We start from the raw sequence: 18,018 nt of genomic DNA, 5'->3' as shown, positions 1-18,018 counted from the left end.
AACCTTAGTCGCCTGCCTGACCGCCGCTGGAAGGATCCATGTACCCGCCCAACCGCCATGCCGCCCCGGAAACGGGCCCGCCGATTCCCGGCCTCATCGGGACCAGCCAGGCAATGGAAGCCGTCTACCAACTCACGCGCAAGGTCGCGCGCACGAATGCGTCTGTGCTCCTCATGGGCGAAACGGGTTCCGGCAAGGAAGTGATTGCCACTGCCATTCACCGCCTGAGCAATCGCGCGAGTGGACCGTTCGTTCGCGTGAACTGCGGAGCACTCAGCGAGAGCCTGCTCGAGAGCGAACTCTTTGGTCACGTTCGCGGTGCCTTCACGGGCGCGGTAAATAACCGTACGGGGCGATTCGAAGCAGCCCACACCGGCACGATTTTCCTCGACGAAATCAACAGCACCTCGCTCTTCTTGCAGGTGAAACTCCTCCGCGTGTTGCAGGAACGAGAGTTCGAACGCGTGGGCGATACCGCGACCATTCGTGTCGATACCCGCATCGTCGCCGCGAGCAATCGCAATTTGTACGACGAAGTCGAATCGGAGCGCTTTCGCGAGGACTTGTATTGGCGCTTGAACGTGGTGCCCATCGTCATCCCGCCGCTCCGCATGCGCCGCGAAGATGTTCCCGCGCTGATCGCCCACTTCTTAAAAATCTATAGCGAGCGGAACGAGAAGCACGTTGTGCATATTCAGCCGCAAGCGATTGAGGCCTTGCAGGACTATCACTGGCCGGGAAATGTCCGCGAGTTGCAGAATTACGTCGAGCGGGCCGTGACGATGGCCGACGGGGACGAGTTCACCATCGACCTGTTGCCGGAAAATGTGCTCGGCAAGAAGGAACGCCGCGGTGGCAAGATTCGCGGTGTCGATCTCGATACGTTGGTTTATGAAGTGGTCCAGCAAGGTGTGAATCAGCTGGGGACGGACGAACACCACTTGCACGAGAAGATCGTCAATCGCGTCGAAAAAGAGCTGATTGTCCAGGTGATGCAAATTTGCAACAGCGTGCAAACCAAGGCCGCCGGCCGGCTGGGCATCAACCGGAATACCCTCCGCAGTAAGCTCGTCGAGTACAATTTAGAAGAGAAGGAAGAGAAGGCCGACGAATAACGGCCGGATCTTGCTACCACTTTCTTTCCCGCAGCAACTCTCCCGCCCATGCTTTCCGGCATTACCATCGTCTGTTTTACGGCCAGCTATGCTGTCGCCCTGGCGATGGAAGTGACGCGGCTGTTCTTTCGCATGCCGGTGCGTTTCTTCCTGATCATTGGCATGACGCTGGCTGGACTCTTCGCTCACACGGTCCATTTGTATCAACGGACGCAATCGGGGCTGGCGACTGGACTGCCTCTCTCGAGTTGGTACGACTGGTGCCTGCTCGCCGCGTGGATTCTCGCCGCCCTATACGTGGGCTGGACGATTCGCCGACCGCAGTCCCCAGTGGGACTTTTTATGCTGCCAGTGGTGCTGGCGCTCATCGGGTTGGCCTATTCGCTGGAGAAAGCACAGACCTTTCAGCGCGATCAGGCGCTACAACTTTGGGGCATGACTCACGGCATCATGCTGCTGCTTGGCGTGGTCGTTGTTTCTCTCGGGTTTGTGGCGGGGTTGATGTACCTGGTGCAATCGTATCGCTTAAAGCACAAATTGCAGCCCAGTACACTCCTGCGCTTGCCGTCGCTCGAATGGCTGGAAAGTGTCAACAAGCAATCGCTCGCCTATTCATTCTTTCTGATTCTGCTGGGCCTTGGTTCCGGGATCGTGATGAATTTCATTCGCACGGCCGGCCAGGGCTTCGTACCTTGGACCGATCCCGTGGTAATCACTTCGGGCTTGCTCCTCGGCTGGTTGTTAGCCGCCACGATTTTCGAATGGACCTATAAACCGGCTCAGCAAGGGCGAAAAGTAGCTTACCTCACCGTTGCGAGTTTCGGTTTTCTGGCCATTGTGATGATCATGTTGGCCACAGGCGCATCTCAGCATGCGCCCGCGAATGCTCAGAAAAAAGCAGCTTCGGCGGAGGCCATCCGATGAAGCTGCAAATGATCGGGTGCAGCCATCACACTGCCCCTGTCGAAGTCCGTGAACGTTTGGCCTTCAACAAGGACCAGGCCTCGCTCGCGCTGCAGCGCCTGCGCCAGCGATATCCGACGGCGGAAGCGGTTCTGCTCTCCACCTGCAATCGCGTGGAGTTATACGTTGCCAGCGAACAGCCCAGTGATTGCCCTTCGCATCACGACATGGTGTCGTTCCTGGCGGAGTTCCACGGGCTCGATCCGGTCGAAGTATTCAACGACCTGTTCGAGCGAACCGGCGAAGACTTCGTGCGGCATTTATTCACTGTGGCAGCTAGCCTCGATAGTATGGTCGTCGGTGAAGCGCAGATTCTTGCCCAAGTGAAACAGGCGTACGAACTGGCCACCGCCAGTAGCACCGTCGGTCCGCTGACAAACGCTGCGTTCCAAGCGGCACTGAAAGTGGCAAAGCGTGTCGCCACCGAGACGGCCATCAATCAGCGGCGGGTCAGCATTCCCAGCGTCGCGGTGGGAGACTTCGCGAGCCAGTTCTTTGAGCGATTTGACGATAAGCACGTGCTGGTTATCGGCGCCGGAGAGATGGGCGAAGAAACGCTGCGCTACTTGATCGATGCGGGCGTCAGGAAGATCTCGATCTGCAACCGTAACTTCGAACGGGCTCAGGAACTCGGCCAACGGATGGCCGGCCAGGCCGAGAAATGGGACAAGCTCTATCTGCTGCTGGCCGAAGCTGATCTCGTCGTCAGTGCGACAGGCGCAAACGACCCCATCCTGACGGTCGACTCGTTCAAGACGATTGTCGAAGCTCGGTACCAGCGGCCAATTCTGATTTTAGATCTCGCGATTCCGCGCGACTTCGAACCGGAAATCGGCAAAATGTCGGGCGTCTATCTCTACGCCATCGACGATCTGCAGGAAGCTTGCCAGCGCAATCGCCGCGAACGAGAGCTCGAATGGCCTCAGGCCGAAAAGATCATTCAGGAAGAAACGCAGCGGTTCATGACGGACCTGAACCACCGTGCGACGGCCCCCACAATTCGCCGGCTCAAGTTGCGGGCCGATGAAGTCAAGGCAGACGAACTTGCCCGACTGCTGAACAAACTTGGCCGTCTCGATCCTAAGGTCGAAAGCGAGATCCGCCAGGGCTTCGATCGTCTCGTCAACAAACTCCTGCATCCGCCGCTCGAATCCCTCCGTGACGAAGCCCAACATGGTGCCCCGCACGGTCTACTCGATGCGTTGAAGCGGTTATTTAAGCTCAAAGATTGAGCTAGGAAATTCTTCTGCTTGTACAACTAGTAATATCGCGCACATCATCAGAGTTAATCGCGACATCACTCCCCCAGCGATCCCAAGGTCATCAGCAGTTCAGCCATTTCGCCGGCGGGATGCATTTCGCCGCGGGAACGGGCAATCTCGATGCCAGTGCGGAGGGCAGCACGGGCCTCTTCGATTTCGTCCATCCTGACGAATAGCTGTGCGCCTCGTAAGAACGAAGGCACATGCGGCACCGGGTCGTTCATTAACGAACGAAAGACGACGGCGGAGTCTTCGAAGCGGCTTTCGTTCTCGAATTCGATCGCCAGGCCATAGCGCAAGAACTGATCCTGTGGCTCGTCGACAAGCAGCGCTTCGATTCTCTCACGACGTGTGGGCATGCGATTCTCGCTCCAGGGAACTTGCTAGCAACCATAAACCGTTGGCAGGTTGAATTTTACTCCCTCATGAACATGTGGAGTATGGCCGCCAGGCCGCCTCTCGGCTGTTCGTTCCTCCCCAGACGAAGTAAGGGGGCCTTAACGTGTGCCCGTTAGCCAAGCGAGGCAAACTGGGGCAACCTTTCGCAACGCGGCGACCTTCGCGATTGATCCGTGAGTATTAATTATTCCGCAGGTAACTCTCGAAAGACCTATTACGGCCAGGCTTGCTGTGCCGGCATCGAGAGAGTCACGACTGGGAGCGGTGGGAACGTGCGATGTAACGCACGTCGCTCTGCATGGGGAGCCGCAGGCGGTTGCGGTGAGGCCCGCGGAAAGGGTAGCGGCAACGCCACTCTGTATGCCATTGCCACACTAGGCGACATTAAGGAGTTCGGGGATGAAAGTGAATTGGTTAGTAGCTGCAACCTTGACGATTGTAGCTTCGATTGGATTGCCACTCGTCAGCAGTGCGCAATCTCCCTCATACACCATTGCCGATTACGAGCAGCCTAATGCACCGCCAGCTCCCGAGCCGGAAGTGGGGGCGGGACTTCAGCCCCTGACACGATCCGCGGATGCACCTGCCCACTGCGCAGCTTGCGAAGCGCCTGCCGAGGAAGAAGAAGCTACGTGCGATCCCTGGCGGCTATTCTGCCAGAAGGAATGTGGCTGGAACATCACTGGCTTCGTAAACGCTGGCTGGACCGGTAACTCGGTCAGCCCGGCCAGTGGATACAACGGTCCAGTGACCTTCAACGACCGCAATGAAGGAATGCTGAATCAGCTGTATCTGATTGGCGAAAAGACCATCGATCGCGAAACCTGCTGCTGGAACTGGGGTGGCCGCGTCGATGTGCTGTACGGCACCGATTACATCTTCACGCAGTCGAACGGTTGGGAACTCACTCCTGCCGGCACGGCGAAGTGGAACTCCAATCCATACTATGGCCTGGCGATTCCGCAGTTGTATGCCGAAGTGGGTAACGAAAACAACTCGATCAAGGTCGGTCACTTTTACACGGTGCTCGGTTACGAAGTGGTGCCTGCCAATGGCAACTTCTTCTACTCGCATGCCTACACCATGCAATACGGCGAACCCTTCACCCACTGGGGTGTGCTTGGTTCGTACAAGGCCAGCGACGAGATCTCGCTGAACTACGGTGTGGTCAATGGTTGGGATGCTCTGACTCGCGTCCAGGACGATCCCGGCTTTATCGCTGGTTTCACCTGGACTGGCTGCGAAGACGTGCTCGCTTTCAACGCGATCTTTGGGAACGAACCGACTGTCACCGGGCCATACACCGATCGCTATACGCATAGCCTCGTATACACGCGCAACTTCAGCGAAGATTGGCAGTACATCTTCCAGCATGACTTCGGCAGCCAAGTGGCCGGTGATCGTGCAGGCGCTGGCTCAGCTCAGTGGTACGGCATCAACCAGTACCTCTTTTACACGATCAACGATTGCTGGAAGGCGGGCTTCCGTGGTGAATGGTTCCGCGATAACGACGGTGTTCGGGTGACGGGACTTCGTCCTTCGGTCGGTCAACCGTTGGCTGGTTCGGGCTTTGCCGGTAACTTCTTCGAAATCACCGGTGGCTTGAACTACGCCCCGACTGCCAACCTGACTGTGCGTGGCGAAATTCGCTACGACTGGTTCGATGGCGTGGCCAACAACGGCAATGCTGCGTTGCCGTTCGACGACGGCACTCGCAGCGATCAACTGTTGTTCTCGATCGACCTTATCTACTTGTTCTAACCTTCAATAGAGCAAGACAGAGCAAAAACTTGCCAGGGTTGCAGCCACTGCAACCCTGGTTTTGTTTCTTGTTGAACACTGTCAGGCCAACGGCACAACCGGCGCAGTCGGCAGGTTCGATCCCACGCAGAATCAATCTCGGCTGATCGGAGTTCCAACTGGCCAGCGCACCAGTCACTTGCGCAGCATAGTTGAGAATCATCCCACTGTCGGAGGTTTCTCAATGTCTACTTCGTTGCCTGCCAAATTGCTGACGCTGGTATTGCTGTTCGCGTTGCCACTGGCCTCGTCGGCGGCCGAACCGGCAAGCTTGGAGTTTCGTGACGAAACGTTTGAGCTGGCGTTCGTCAACGTGAATCGCCAAGGCAACTTCAACGAGATCATCAATGAGTACATTCCCGAGGGAGAAGGCCTCGAAGAATGGTCTTCAATGCTCTCCGTTCGCAAATACCCGGGACGAACCGACTATCGTGAACTGGCAGATAACGTGCTGAAGGCACTGAAGCAGCAGAACCCTCTGGCACCTTCGGCCAAGCACACGAGCGCCGACGGCAAACGTCAAATGATCGACTTCATCACGTGGGACGCCACTCAGGACATCGTCGAGTTCAACGTCTTCATCTATGAGTTAGGGACCGATGGCAAATCCATCATTGCCCAGCAATATGCCCAGCGCGCGTATGGCCGAGACGAGGGTCGCGAGTTTCTTACCAAGATGAAACAGCTGCGCGTGCCGCTGCTGGAAGCTGTCGGCAAGTTCAAGTTCCCCAAGATCACGACCGAACAACCGGCTGCCGAATAACTGTGCGAAGATTGACCGCAGTGAATCAATTGGGAATGCGTTCAACGATCAACGTTGGGGCGCTGGCGGGCTGTTCGTCAATTCGAATTGCCCGCTGAATCATTCGCTCGGCATGTTCGCGCTGACCAGCGTGCGCAAATAGTTTGACCAGTGGCTGCCCTCGTTCCACCCGCTCACCTAAACGAACGCGCATTTCGATCCCCGTCGAAAAATCGAGTTTGTCACTCATGAGCTTGCGTCCGCCACCTAGTTCGATAATTGCTAGCCCGAATTCTTCGGCGTCGATGGCGGACACATACCCGGCCCGCTCACTGATGACTTCAGTGGCCGGCGCAATCACCCGGGCCTGAGCGAGGTCGCCGCCTTGCGCGTGAACCATCTCGGCAAATTTTTCCCGCGCTCGACCGCTCTGAACATGTCCCTGCAACATCTCAGCAGCCGCTGCCCGTGTCGCACTTCGCCCCGTGGCCAGCAGCAATTCAATCCCCAACTCTTCCGTCACTTGCCACAGATCGGCGGGGCCCTTCCCCTCGAGCACTTCCAGCGACTCGTTCACTTCCAGCGCGTTGCCGCTCATCCGGCCCAGCGGCTGATTCATGTCCGTCACCAGCCCCACGGTCTTCACACCCATGCGCAGGCCGGTATCGACTAGCGCGTGTGCCAACCGGCGGGCATTCTCAGCCGTCTTCATAAAAGCACCGCTCCCCCATTTCACATCGAGCACCAGCGCATCAAGACCCTCCGCCAACTTTTTGCTCATGATGCTGGCCGTGATCAGTGGAATGCTTGGCACCGTCGCAGTCACGTCACGCAGCGCATAAAGTTTGCGATCAGCTGGAGCGAATTCCTGACTAGCGCCGGTGATAACGCAACCAACGCGGTTGACGATGGCATGGATCTCGTTACGGTCCAGGTCAGTGCGAAAGCCGGGAATCGATTCGAGCTTATCGAGCGTGCCGCCGGTCGCTCCCAGACCGCGTCCCGATAGCATCGGCACGCGTAAGTCGCAGCAGGCAAGCAGCGGCGCGAGGATCAGCGACGTCTTATCGCCAATTCCCCCGGTACTGTGCTTGTCGACGACCGCGCGGCCATCGTCGTGCCAACGCATGACGGTGCCGCTGGCCAGCATTTCTTCGGTCAGGGCCGCGGTCTCAGCGGTGGTCATTCCTTGCAAGTAAATGGCCATCGCTAGCGCGGCCATCTGATATTCGGGAATCTTGGCTGTTGCAAAGCCATGAATGAAGTGTGCGATCTCCGCTCGCGAGAGTTCCTTCCCGTCACGCTTGTTGGCAATCGTTACGACCGGATTCATGGCGGGCTTTCAGGGAGCTTCGTTCGCGGTCATGTTCACATCGAGCGTGTTGGCCTGCTCGGTAACTTGCAACTTCAGTTTGCTTGTTTTCACATCCCGGTAGCGGTCTGGAATATTCGGATAGATATTGGCGCCGGGAGGTGGCGCAGTAATCGGCCCCAGCGGATGATCCTGAATCGGCGGACTGACGGCCACCTGATATTCACCCGGTGGTAGGCCGGCACCATTGGCCATCAGTACTTCGTACCGGCCGTTCTCATCGGCCCGCGCCATCATATGCACGCCCTGGGCATTGTTTTGGAAGATCAGCATCGCCCCCGGCACGGGTTCACCGTCAAAGGTGACAACGCCACTCACCGGCCCCAGCACTTCGCCACGCTGGCAACCGCCGTTCAACGCTGCGACCAGAATGAAGACGCTCGCCCAGCGAAACGAAATCGCTTTAAATTCGATAGAGTTATTCATTATTCGTAATTCAGCTGCGTGTTGCCATCGTCGCGATTGGCCAGATTGTAGAGGATCGTCGTCGTATCGATTCCCTCACGCAGGAATTTGGTCGCGCCGTCTGCGAACAGCACCATCGCCCCGCCGGGATGTGTCGATTGAATGGCCCGATTCGGGCCGCAGTTGCCCGGCACGCCCAGCGCGAGCGCCGATTTTTCGTTTAGCCTGTGAACGACACAAGTAATGTTGAACAGCCGTTGCCAACCATCGCCGCCGGGCCCCATGCAAAAGCCATGACCACAATCGCTGCGGCAGTCGACGCGCGGGTTACTACTATCGCGGCAGAAATCGGACTGCTCGCCGACCGAAATCGTATTGCTGAGGCCATCGGTCACTTCGGCTGCCTTCACCGCCAAGAAATTGTTCAGAACGCCACCCGAACAAATGCGGCCATCAGCGCCCCCCGCCGATGACTTATTAGTCGCAGAATCGTGATTTGTTGCGCCGGAAATGCCGGCGTATGTTGCGCTCATTACATTGGCATCATGCGGTGCCACTTTCAAAACAAAGCGAGGCAGATTGCTCGACGGGCAAAACATAAACTTGAAGTCTTTCTTACGGAGCAAATCTCGATTGACCGCGTTGCCGTTGTGAGTGCCGCCCCCCAGCCAGCCGGTGTAGCCAGAGGAGTTGCCGAACTGATCGAACTTGTCGTAAACAGCTGTCTCTTCGGCATAGGGCAGGATTCGCACCCACCACGAATGGCCGTAGCCATTACCGCGACCGTACAGGCCGCCGCAGGGAAACACTTTGTGCGACGATTCATAGCTTGCGAGCGCTAGCCCGGTTTGATGAAGATTATTCGCGCACTGAGTCCGCCGTGCTGCTTCGCGTGCGGCCTGCACCGCCGGCAAGAGCAGCGCCACCAGCACCCCAATGATCGCGATGACCACGAGCAGTTCCACCAATGTGAATGCTGAACGCGAGGATCGCGACGAAGTGCAACCGTTGGGGTGGGACTTGTTCATTGACACATGTTTTACGGGAGGGAGAGAAAGCGAAGTTGCATCGGCAAAATAGTCTGAATAGCCGTAGCAATCAAGTTTGACTCATGCGACGTCATTCCATCACGCCCAGCCAAGCCGGCAGTTGAGTCACTGACTGCAACACGGCTCGGCGTGGAAAGCCGTCAAACTCTGCGATCAGCGAAGGCCCGCTGAGCACCGCCACAAATGGAACTTCGGCGGCTTCAGCCGCCTGAGCATCGACCGGATGGTCGCCGCAATAGAGCGCTTCGTCGGGTGCCAATTGCCAGCGCGAGAGGGCCCGCCACAGAGGCTCCGGTGCGGGCTTATGCTGGCGAACATCTTCGCCGCCGACGATGACATCGACCAGGTCATGCGCACCGAGATGCGACAGAATCGACTGAATCCGATAGCGATACTTCGTACTGACGATGCCCAACCGATAGCCGCTCTGCCGTAGACCACGCAGGGTTTTTTCTACACCGGGGAAGAGTGTTGTCAGTTGAGCCGTCACCTGGTCAGCACGACGAATGTAAGCCTCACAAAAGCGGGCACCAATCTGCGGATCTTCAATTCCCGTTAGGCGAGCAAACACTTCAGGCAATGGAAACGCCACGCAGCGGCGAATGGCTTCGCGGTCGACAGCCGGCAGGCCAAGCTCCACCAGCGCATGATTCGCGCACTCAATCGTCGCGACCGAAGATTCGGCCAAGGTGAAATCAAAATCGAAGAAGATCGCCCGGGGCTGCATGAAACTTCCTGGCCCGGCGATTACTGCTGGTGAGATTTTTCGTTGGCGTGCAACTGAGCATGCGCGGCATCGTCGTGCGGACGATTATCGTGCCCTTTGGCAGCCGTCAGTTCGAGCGTGTCGACGAACTTGACGTTCGCACACTCATCGATCTCTGCCGAACGACAGGCCAAATGATCGGGCACAAAGAACCGGCACGGCCCACCAGCCTTGAGTGACAGCGGTTCGCCATTCAGCTGATAAATGAGAAACGCTTTGGATCGCACACCATCCAGCGGAATGCTCGCATGAAAGTTATCGGTCTGCGAATGCAGCCCCAGATACTTTGCTGATGACTTGGCTTGGGCCACTTGCAGTAGACCTTCCAGCGTAATCGCCGTACCCGCGCGACCCCCAGCCAGCGGACTGACATCGGCAATCTGATGCATAGCGTCGACCGCAGCCAAGTCAGCGAACGTCAATTCACAGGGTTTTGCGACTTCACCAGTGATGCGGAGGAGAACTGCGTTGGTCATGAATCTCTCGTGAAAGAATCTATCTTCAACATTTTAGCTCAACTGCCGTCACTGGGCAGATACTTGAGTAACCTCAAACGACATACTGCTGAATTGCTTCACGAAGTCGTTCAATGGTATTTCCATCACGCCCTGTTTCCGCGGATAGCCAGCGGTTGGACCCGGCTCTCCCTTTGGCGTGAAGTCGTTGCCGTAAGGATTCCAGATTTTCACTGCGTCGAACTTGGCATCATACCCGAGAACAGCATAGGCGTGATTGCCAGTGATCCCCGGCATCGTCGGCTTCAGGGTGCCGCACGTCATCACTCGTTTCTCGCGCACAGCGGCGATCAACTGTTCTCGAAGTTCGGCGAGTTTCGCCTTCCGTTCGTCCTCAGTAACCGCTTCGTCCTTGGCGAACCTGAATGAGAAGCGGGTAATTTCATTCCCAGTGATGTACGCGAGTATGGTGCCTGCCGATCCGCCTCGGGCTAAAGCATCGATCGGCAACCCCGCTCGATCAGCTGCTGGCTTCGCATCGTTGCGCAGTGTGCCGAGCGCCTTTTCGTACATGTTTACCCAGATCCCGGCATCTTCGTTCGTGGCAGTTCGCGCAATTTCAGTATCGGTCGGTAGCGCGATGGTGACTGCATTCTTGCCGAGCGTCACGCGATAGTTGCCATCATCTAATCGCGTGAACATCGCCATCACCTGCTGCGGATTGCGATGCAGCACCGCCCCGAGAGGTGCCAGGCAATAACAATTTCCGAGTCTCCCTTGATGGACCGTATCGAGCCGCGGCAGACCATCGGGAAAAAGTTCGCGTTTTGTCAGCTTATTGAGTCGGCTGACTCCTTGGCCATACATGCTGGTCAAGTTGGGTTTGTCGTCGGCAGGTTTGCCGGTGGCAAAAGCTTCGATGTTGGCCTTGTTCATTAGGGGCGATTTGTATTTCGCCACTCGCGAGGCCCGCTTGAGCGCCGCGAGCGCCGCGGCTGCTTTGCCGGTGACTTTGGCATCGGCCGAGGCAGTATCAATTTCCGGAACCGACAGCACGCCATCGCTGTCCTGATCCCACGCGGCAAAATTTAGATTGATCTGCTCCAGGAATTCTGCCGGCTCGGCAGTTGCTCCTCGTCGCACGCCGCACGCGAGACTAGCCACAACGATCGCATATAAGGCGAGTCGAGGTTGCCACGAATGACGACCAAAGCTGGCAGGTGACATCCAGATGTTCCAGACCGGGGGTAAGGTGGGGATGATAGTCGCAGCCTGAATCGCGCTGCTGGTGTGAGCTAGATTGTTGCTCGCTTCACCACTTCATGGCAAGTTCTCGAACCAAAGTTCTACGATCATCAGGACATGTCTATTTGGTGTGAGACAGAGATCGATGCCACATCTCCCCCCGAACTTGATATCCTAAAGCACATCCCGACTGCAAATTCTCTGGTCGAGTTCTCTTTTATGCCCGCTGATCCTTTTGCCGCACTTCGTGAAGCGCTCAAACTCTCGCCCGATAATCTTCCCTTGCGCCGGCATCTCGCCGACAGTTTGCTGCAAGCGGGGCGCATGAGTGAAGCCGAGACTGAATACAAAGAACTGCTTGCACGCGAGCCGCACAATACTGAATCTCGATTGGGGCTGGCTCGCTGTTTTCTCGAACAGCAGAAGACCAGCGCTGCGCTCGTCATCGTCGAGGACATGCTCAAGGGAAATTCCTGCCCGCCCCAAGCTCGGGTGTTGTATGCCCGGCTGATGTTTCGTCAGGGGGATATTCCCAACGCGGTTGCCCAGTACAAATTGGCCATCGAAGAAGATGCCTCACTTCGCGAGGAAGACCTCGACGAGAAGTTGGGTATCGGTCCCGGCTTTGAAGAATCCGAAGTGGTCGAAGGTCGACTGCGTGAGATGGCCGAACCGACGGGCGGCGGAGGCAACGTGCCGATCGAACGCCCACAGGTGAAGTTTCAGGATGTCGGCGGCATGGATGCACTTAAGGAAGAGATTCGACTAAAGATCATTCACCCGCTCAATCATCCCGACTTGTATCGCGCGTATGGCAAGCCCATCGGGGGCGGGATTTTGATGTACGGCCCGCCAGGTTGCGGCAAGACTCATCTGGCTCGCGCAACGGCCGGAGAGATTTCTGCCGGGTTTCTTTCGGTCGGCATCAACGATGTGCTCGAAATGTGGATTGGCAGCAGCGAGCGCAACCTGCACGAAGTATTCGCCAATGCACGTGACAACAAACCGTGCGTCCTCTTCTTTGATGAAGTCGACGCACTCGGTGCCCGTCGCAGCGATCTCAAGCACTCGGCTGGCCGCCAACTGACCAACCAGTTTCTTTCCGAAATGGATGGCATCGATGCCACGAATGAAGGTGTGTTGATTCTCGCGGCGACTAATTCTCCTTGGCATATCGATCCCGCTTTTCGCCGCCCGGGTCGCTTCGATCGCATCCTTTTCGTACCGCCACCTGATCTCGCCGCCCGCGCTGCGATCCTCGAAATCCTGCTGCGGGGCAAGCCTTGCGACCGGATCGACTTCCTGTCCATCGCCAAGAAGTGTGAACAGTTCTCCGGTGCTGATTTGAAAGCAGTCGTCGATCTGGCCATCGAAGCGAAATTGCAAGAGGCTTTGAAAGCTGGAATGCCAAAACCACTGACAACGGCCGATCTGCTGGCCGCGGCACCCAAGCAACGTTCGACGACCAAGGAATGGTTTTCTACCGCACGCAATCACGCGCTCTACGCCAACCAAGGCGGTCTCTACGATGACGTCCTCAAATACATGAAGCTGCAATGACGCCGCACTTATCTCGGGCCCTCGTGCTCATCGAACAGAATCGCTACGCGCAGGCCCTTGGCGAGTTGCAATTGCATCTCGGCCAGAACGCCGACGATGCAGTTGCGCATGCGCTGATGTCGCAATGCCATCTGAACCTGGAGCATTACGACGAAGCGCAGCAGCAGGCTGCGCACGCCATTCATCTGGCTCCCGACGAATCAATCGGCTATCGCATGCTCGCCGCGGTGCTGCTGCAACGACGCCGTTATCCGGAAGCCGAGAAGGCGGCCGATGCAGCCTTGCAAATCGAACCGCATGACGCTGATCTGTTCGGCCTGAAGGCGTCGATCTTCACCCAACTCGAGCGCTGGCGCGAGGCAGTTCAAGCCGCCGATGCCGGTCTGGCAATTGATCCCGAGAATCTCGTCTGTCTGAATGTTCGCGCGCAGGCCCTGACGATGCTGGGCGATCGAGCGGGCGCTGCGCAAACCGTTCAAGACGCGCTGCGTCACAATCCCGACGATCCCTGGATTCACGCCAATCAAGGTTGGGCCAGCTTGCATGCGAATGAACCACTCAAGGCTGCGGAGCACTTTCGTGAGACGCTCAGGCTCGACCCCGATATGGAACTCGCCCGCGCGGGCATCATCGAAGCCCTCAAGGCACGCAACTTTGTCTATCGCGGCATGCTGCAATATTTCCTTTGGATGGCGAGATTGCCCTCGCAAGCGCGCTGGGGAATTGTGATTGGCATCTTCCTGGCCCAGCGTTTCCTTGGCCAATTCGCCAGAAACAATCCGGACTTCGCTCCATTCGTCTGGCCGATCCTGGCTGTGCTGATCAGTTTTGCTGTGATGTCTTGGCTGGCCTATCCCCTGTTCAACTTAATGCTGCGGCTCGATCGCTTCGGCCGGCACGCTCTCTCTGTTGATCAGCGAAAAGGGGCGAATCTGCTGGGCACGACGCTGCTGATTGCGATTGTCAGCCTGGTCGCCTTCTTCGTCACGGGGCATCCAGTTCCTTTGCTTTCTGCCCTGGTCTTTGGCCTGCTTTCACTGCCGGTCTCTGCCATCTATTTGATTGAAGCCGGCTGGCCGCGCAACACAATGTTTGCGTGTACGGGCGGACTCTTGCTGCTCGGCCTCGCGATGATGATCCCCGATAGTCTTGTCGTTGGGCTGAACAACAAGCCCCTCTCTGACCTGGTCTCCAGCGTTCAAGGGTTGTTTCCTCTCGGCATCATCGCTTCGCAGTTTCTGGCGAACTACCTGGCCACGGTGGAAGTGAAAAAATAAGCGGCGAAGCAATTCTTCCGCGGCCTGATTTCATCTGCGCAGAAAGATGCCCGAGACATTGAGTCTCGGGCATTTTCACTTCGTCGTCTGCCGGAACAAAGTTGCTTACGAACAGCCCATGCTGTTGCCGCAGTTGTGGCACAGGTAGCAGTTGCCATTACGCACCGTGATCGAGCCGCAGTTGTCGCAGCTGGGTGCATCGAGTTGGAAGCGGGCGAACTGTTCGTTGCGCGTCGCCGGGCCATTGCCATCGACCTTCATCGACAACCCAGCCCGCTCCAGCATCTCGATATCGATCTTCGGCCTGGCTGCAGGGGGATGATTGCCGTTAGCGCCGTTCTTTTCGGCCACTTTGGCCGACGGAGCAGGAGGTGCAACCGACTTCACGGCCGGTGTGGCGGTGGCAGTGACAACAGCGGCCGGTGCAGCAGGAGCAATGGCCTTGGTCTCGTCACCCTCGCTCTTGCCGGAGTAATCACCGCGGCTCGCCTCACGGAAGCCGGCCAGGAACTGCATTCCCATCCAGCGGAAGATGTAGTCGACCACGCTCTTGGCAATGCGAATGTCCGGATTGGTCGTGTGACCCATCGGTTCGAACCGCATGTGCGAGAACTTGTTGACCAGTGCTTCGAGCGGCACGCCGTACTGGAGTGCGATCGAAATCGAAGTGCCGAAGGCGTCCATCATGCCGCCAACGGTGCTCCCCTCTTTCGCCATCGTGATGAACAGCTCACCAGGGCGGCCATCGGGGAACTGGCCGACGTTGATGTAGCCTTCGTGACCGCCGACGTTGAACTTGTGCGTGATCGAAGCACGGGTGTCGGGCAATCGTTCGCGACGAGGCTGATAGACGATCTTCTCGACGATCGCTTCCTTCTTTTCGCTGCTTGAGGTGTTGAGTGGTTGGCTCTGCTTCGAACCATCACGATAGATCGCGAGGGCCTTCAGGTCGAGCTGCCAACCCCAGAAGTACGCATCGGCAATGTCTTGCGGCGTGACATCGGTTGGCATGTTCACCGTCTTGCTGATCGCACCACTCAGGAAGGGCTGAGCGGCGGCCATCATGCGGACGTGGGCCTTCCAATTGATGCTGCGCACGCCACTGGCGGGCTTGAAGGCACAGTCGAACACCGAGAGGTGATCGTCTTGCAGTTGCGGGGCCCCTTCGATGGTGTCTTGCTTGTCGATGTACTCGCAGATCGCCTTGATCTGGGTATCGTCATAGCCCAGCTTGTTCAAGGCGAGGGGCACGGTGTTATTGAGAATCTTCAGCATGCCGCCACCAGCGAGTTGCTTGTACTTCACTAGCGCGATGTCCGGCTCGATGCCGGTAGTATCGCAGTCCATCATGAAGCTGATAGTGCCAGTCGGCGCGAGAACCGTGGCCTGAGCATTGCGGAAGCCAACCTTGCGACCGAGGGCGAGGACGTCGTCCCAAGTCTGACGGGCCGCTTCTTTCAGGTTCTGCGGGCCGGCATCGTTGATGTTCTCGACGGCGTCGCGGTGCATTTGCATGACCCGCAACATCGGTTCTCGATTGATTGCGTAGCCATCGAACGGGCCCATCACAGCCGCCATTTCGGCGCTGGCCAGGTTAGCAGATCCGTGCAACAACGCGGTGATCGCGCCGCACAGGCCATAACCTGCTTCGGAATCGTAAGCATGCCCTTCGCTCATGATCAGGCTGCCAAGATTGGAGTAACCCAGGCCCAGCGGGCGGAACGCATGGCTGTTGCGTGCGATGTCCGCAGTCGGATAGCTGGCGTGATCGACGAGGATTTCCTGAGCGATGAAGTAGATCCGGCAAGCAGTCTGGAAACGCTCGACGTCGAACGAACCATCGGGATGGCGGAACTTCATCAGGTTGATGCTGGCCAGGTTGCAGGCCGTGTCATCGAGGAACATGTATTCCGAGCAAGGATTGCTCGCGTTGATTCGGCCGCTATTCGGGCAGGTGTGCCAACGGTTGATCGTGGTGTCGTACTGCACACCAGGATCGCCGCACTGCCAGGCGCATTCGGCCATCCGCGTGAGGAGTTGTTTGGCTGGCCACGAAGGCCCTTCCGTCTTCTGGTCGGTGACCCAGTGGGTCTGCCAGACTTGATCCTGCTCGATGGCGTGCATGAACTCGTCGGTCAAGCGGACCGAGAGGTTGGCGTTCTGAAACAGAATGCTGCTGTATGCTTCGCCATTGAAGTTCGATTCATAGCCGCCCTTCTCGATGAGGCAGTGAGCCTTTTGCTCTTCCTTCCACTTGCACTCGATGAATTCGAGAATGTCTGGATGCCAGACCTTCAGCGATTGCATCTTCGCCGCGCGGCGAGTCTTGCCGCCGCTCTTCACGACCGCTGCGATTTGGTCATAGACTCGCATGAACGACAAAGGACCGGAGGGCTTGCCGCCTCCCGAGAGCTTTTCGCGATGTGAGCGGAGGGTCGAAAGATCGGTGCCGGTCCCGCTGCCGAACTTGAAGAGCATGGCCTCGCTGGTGGCGAGACGCATGATCGCTTCCATATTGTCGTCGACGCTTTGAATGAAGCACGCCGAGCCCTGTGGATATTCGTAGGGATTTTCAGGCTGTTCGACATCCATCGTCTCGGTGTTCCAGCGCCAATTGCACTTGGAACCGGTCACACCGTACATGTGGTGTAAACCGACGTTGAACCACACGGGCGAGTTGAAGGCCCCGTGCTGGTGCAAGCAGAGCCAGGTCAATTCGCGATAGAAGTTCTCGCCATCTTCGGGCGAGGCGAAGTAGCCGTCGGCGATGCCCCAGTCGGCGATTGTGCGCGTAACGCGATTGATCAGTTGGCGAACGCTGTTTTCCCGTTCCGCAGTGCCGTTCTCGCCGTAGAAGTACTTGCTGACGATGACGTTGGTCGCGAGCTGAGTCCAGTTCTCTGGAATCTCGACGTCCTTCTGCTCGAACATCAGCTTGCCGCTCTCGTCCTTGATCTGCGCACTCCGGTGCGTCCACTTCACCGTATCGAACGGATCGACGGCACTGGTGGGGCAGAATAAGGGCTGCACCTGCAGGCCTTGCGACAGGTCGCGCGCATTGCTCGCACGATTTGAAACTTTGGACTGCGCACGGGAACGGGGGGAAGACACGGTCGCCATTCAATCAGCTCCTTGCTGAAAACGAAAAAGAGGCATCCCGGAATAGGGACGCCAGCCTCATGCTACTAAACAGGTGTACAGTATGGTAGCCATTGTTACTGATCGTCCGCCAGACACGCGTAACTTGCCAAGAATTGCCTTCCAAAGCTGGGTCAAAAGAAAAGTGACCTGGCGCGGGTATGAAACCGAGCCCCATACCATCCATTGTAGGTGTTACGTGTGCAGCCACAACTATTAGTGGCTGAAAGGCAGTTTACGAATCTTGCGCGAAGCGTCAATCGATGATAGTCTTGTGCTCGCAGGTCATTGCCAGCACAAGACTTGGGGTTGGATGAACGGGTTGAACGAAAAGACTCCCGTTTCAACAAGTGTGACGCAAGTCATTCTCAGCAATGAGGTTCGGGATTACCTCGTGGATTTGAGCTGGGCGCGTTTTTGAGGCGCTAATTTTTCAAATTCTCTTCGCCAAATCTTTGCTGGCAAGTTAG

Annotated in this window: 15 protein-coding genes; 7 read left to right on the top strand and 8 right to left on the bottom strand. The window is 57.3% G+C overall.

What is annotated here, in order from left to right; genetic code table 11:
* Positions 1-38 precede the first annotated feature (38 nt).
* The 3 genes from ETAA8_RS04840 to hemA are packed head-to-tail and all read left to right on the top strand — an operon-like array spanning position 39 to position 3,310.
* Positions 39-1,115: a sigma-54 interaction domain-containing protein gene (locus ETAA8_RS04840; RefSeq protein ID WP_145085685.1), complete on the top strand. Its 1,077-nt coding sequence runs from the start codon at positions 39-41 to the stop codon at positions 1,113-1,115.
* 48 nt (positions 1,116-1,163) lie between these two features.
* Positions 1,164-2,039 (top strand): cytochrome c biogenesis protein CcsA, encoded by an 876-nt coding sequence (locus tag ETAA8_RS04835; protein ID WP_145085682.1) that lies wholly within the window; start codon positions 1,164-1,166, stop codon positions 2,037-2,039.
* Complete coding sequence (gene hemA / locus ETAA8_RS04830) at positions 2,036-3,310, top strand: glutamyl-tRNA reductase (RefSeq protein WP_145085679.1); 1,275 nt, start codon at positions 2,036-2,038, stop codon at positions 3,308-3,310. Before ETAA8_RS04835 ends, hemA begins: the two co-directional genes overlap by 4 nt.
* Positions 3,311-3,375: 65 nt before the next feature.
* On the opposite strand, the gene ETAA8_RS04825 is transcribed toward hemA, so the two are convergent.
* Complete coding sequence (locus ETAA8_RS04825; RefSeq protein ID WP_145085675.1) at positions 3,376-3,699, bottom strand: hypothetical protein; 324 nt, start codon at positions 3,697-3,699, stop codon at positions 3,376-3,378.
* Positions 3,700-4,138: 439 nt separating this feature from the next.
* On the opposite strand from ETAA8_RS04825, the gene ETAA8_RS04820 reads away from it, so the two are divergent.
* Positions 4,139-5,500 carry a porin gene (locus tag ETAA8_RS04820; protein ID WP_145085672.1) on the top strand — a complete coding sequence of 454 codons (1,362 nt, stop codon included), beginning with the start codon at positions 4,139-4,141 and terminating at the stop codon, positions 5,498-5,500.
* 223 nt (positions 5,501-5,723) lie between these two features.
* On the top strand, positions 5,724-6,302 hold the full coding sequence (locus ETAA8_RS04815; RefSeq protein ID WP_145085669.1) for a hypothetical protein: 579 nt from the start codon (positions 5,724-5,726) through the stop codon (positions 6,300-6,302).
* Positions 6,303-6,327: 25 nt separating this feature from the next.
* Here the strand turns inward: ETAA8_RS04815 and ETAA8_RS04810 are convergent, their stop codons facing one another.
* The 6 genes from ETAA8_RS04810 to ETAA8_RS04785 all read right to left on the bottom strand — a co-directional run bounded on the left by ETAA8_RS04810 (position 6,328) and on the right by ETAA8_RS04785 (position 11,555).
* Complete coding sequence (locus ETAA8_RS04810; RefSeq protein ID WP_145085666.1) at positions 6,328-7,614, bottom strand: thymidine phosphorylase; 1,287 nt, start codon at positions 7,612-7,614, stop codon at positions 6,328-6,330.
* Between the two features lie 9 nt (positions 7,615-7,623).
* Complete coding sequence (locus ETAA8_RS04805) at positions 7,624-8,079, bottom strand: carboxypeptidase-like regulatory domain-containing protein (protein ID WP_145085663.1); 456 nt, start codon at positions 8,077-8,079, stop codon at positions 7,624-7,626.
* Positions 8,079-9,023, bottom strand: a complete 945-nt coding sequence (locus tag ETAA8_RS04800; protein ID WP_202921562.1) for a DUF1559 domain-containing protein — start codon at positions 9,021-9,023, stop codon at positions 8,079-8,081. Before ETAA8_RS04800 ends, ETAA8_RS04805 begins: the two co-directional genes overlap by 1 nt.
* Positions 9,024-9,177: 154 nt before the next feature.
* Complete coding sequence (locus tag ETAA8_RS04795) at positions 9,178-9,834, bottom strand: HAD family hydrolase (protein ID WP_145085660.1); 657 nt, start codon at positions 9,832-9,834, stop codon at positions 9,178-9,180.
* Positions 9,835-9,854: 20 nt separating this feature from the next.
* Complete coding sequence (locus ETAA8_RS04790) at positions 9,855-10,349, bottom strand: molybdopterin-dependent oxidoreductase (RefSeq protein ID WP_145085657.1); 495 nt, start codon at positions 10,347-10,349, stop codon at positions 9,855-9,857.
* A 48-nt stretch (positions 10,350-10,397) separates the two neighbouring features.
* Complete coding sequence (locus ETAA8_RS04785; RefSeq protein ID WP_145085654.1) at positions 10,398-11,555, bottom strand: C2 family cysteine protease; 1,158 nt, start codon at positions 11,553-11,555, stop codon at positions 10,398-10,400.
* Positions 11,556-11,792: 237 nt separating this feature from the next.
* On the opposite strand from ETAA8_RS04785, the gene ETAA8_RS04780 reads away from it, so the two are divergent.
* Positions 11,793-13,133, top strand: coding sequence for an ATP-binding protein (locus tag ETAA8_RS04780; RefSeq protein ID WP_145085651.1), 1,341 nt, complete (start codon positions 11,793-11,795; stop codon positions 13,131-13,133).
* Positions 13,130-14,410 carry a tetratricopeptide repeat protein gene (locus tag ETAA8_RS04775; protein WP_145085648.1) on the top strand — a complete coding sequence of 427 codons (1,281 nt, stop codon included), beginning with the start codon at positions 13,130-13,132 and terminating at the stop codon, positions 14,408-14,410. The genes ETAA8_RS04780 and ETAA8_RS04775 overlap by 4 nt, the downstream gene beginning before the upstream one ends.
* 105 nt (positions 14,411-14,515) lie before the next feature.
* On the opposite strand, the gene ETAA8_RS04770 is transcribed toward ETAA8_RS04775, so the two are convergent.
* Entirely contained in the window at positions 14,516-17,530 is a 3,015-nt protein-coding gene (locus ETAA8_RS04770; RefSeq protein ID WP_145085645.1) for a vitamin B12-dependent ribonucleotide reductase, read from the bottom strand.
* Positions 17,531-18,018 lie beyond the last annotated feature (488 nt).

It is taken from the genome of Anatilimnocola aggregata, assembly GCF_007747655.1.
GTDB lineage: Bacteria > Planctomycetota > Planctomycetia > Pirellulales > Pirellulaceae > Anatilimnocola > Anatilimnocola aggregata.
This window is presented reverse-complemented; position numbering and strand designations above follow the sequence as displayed.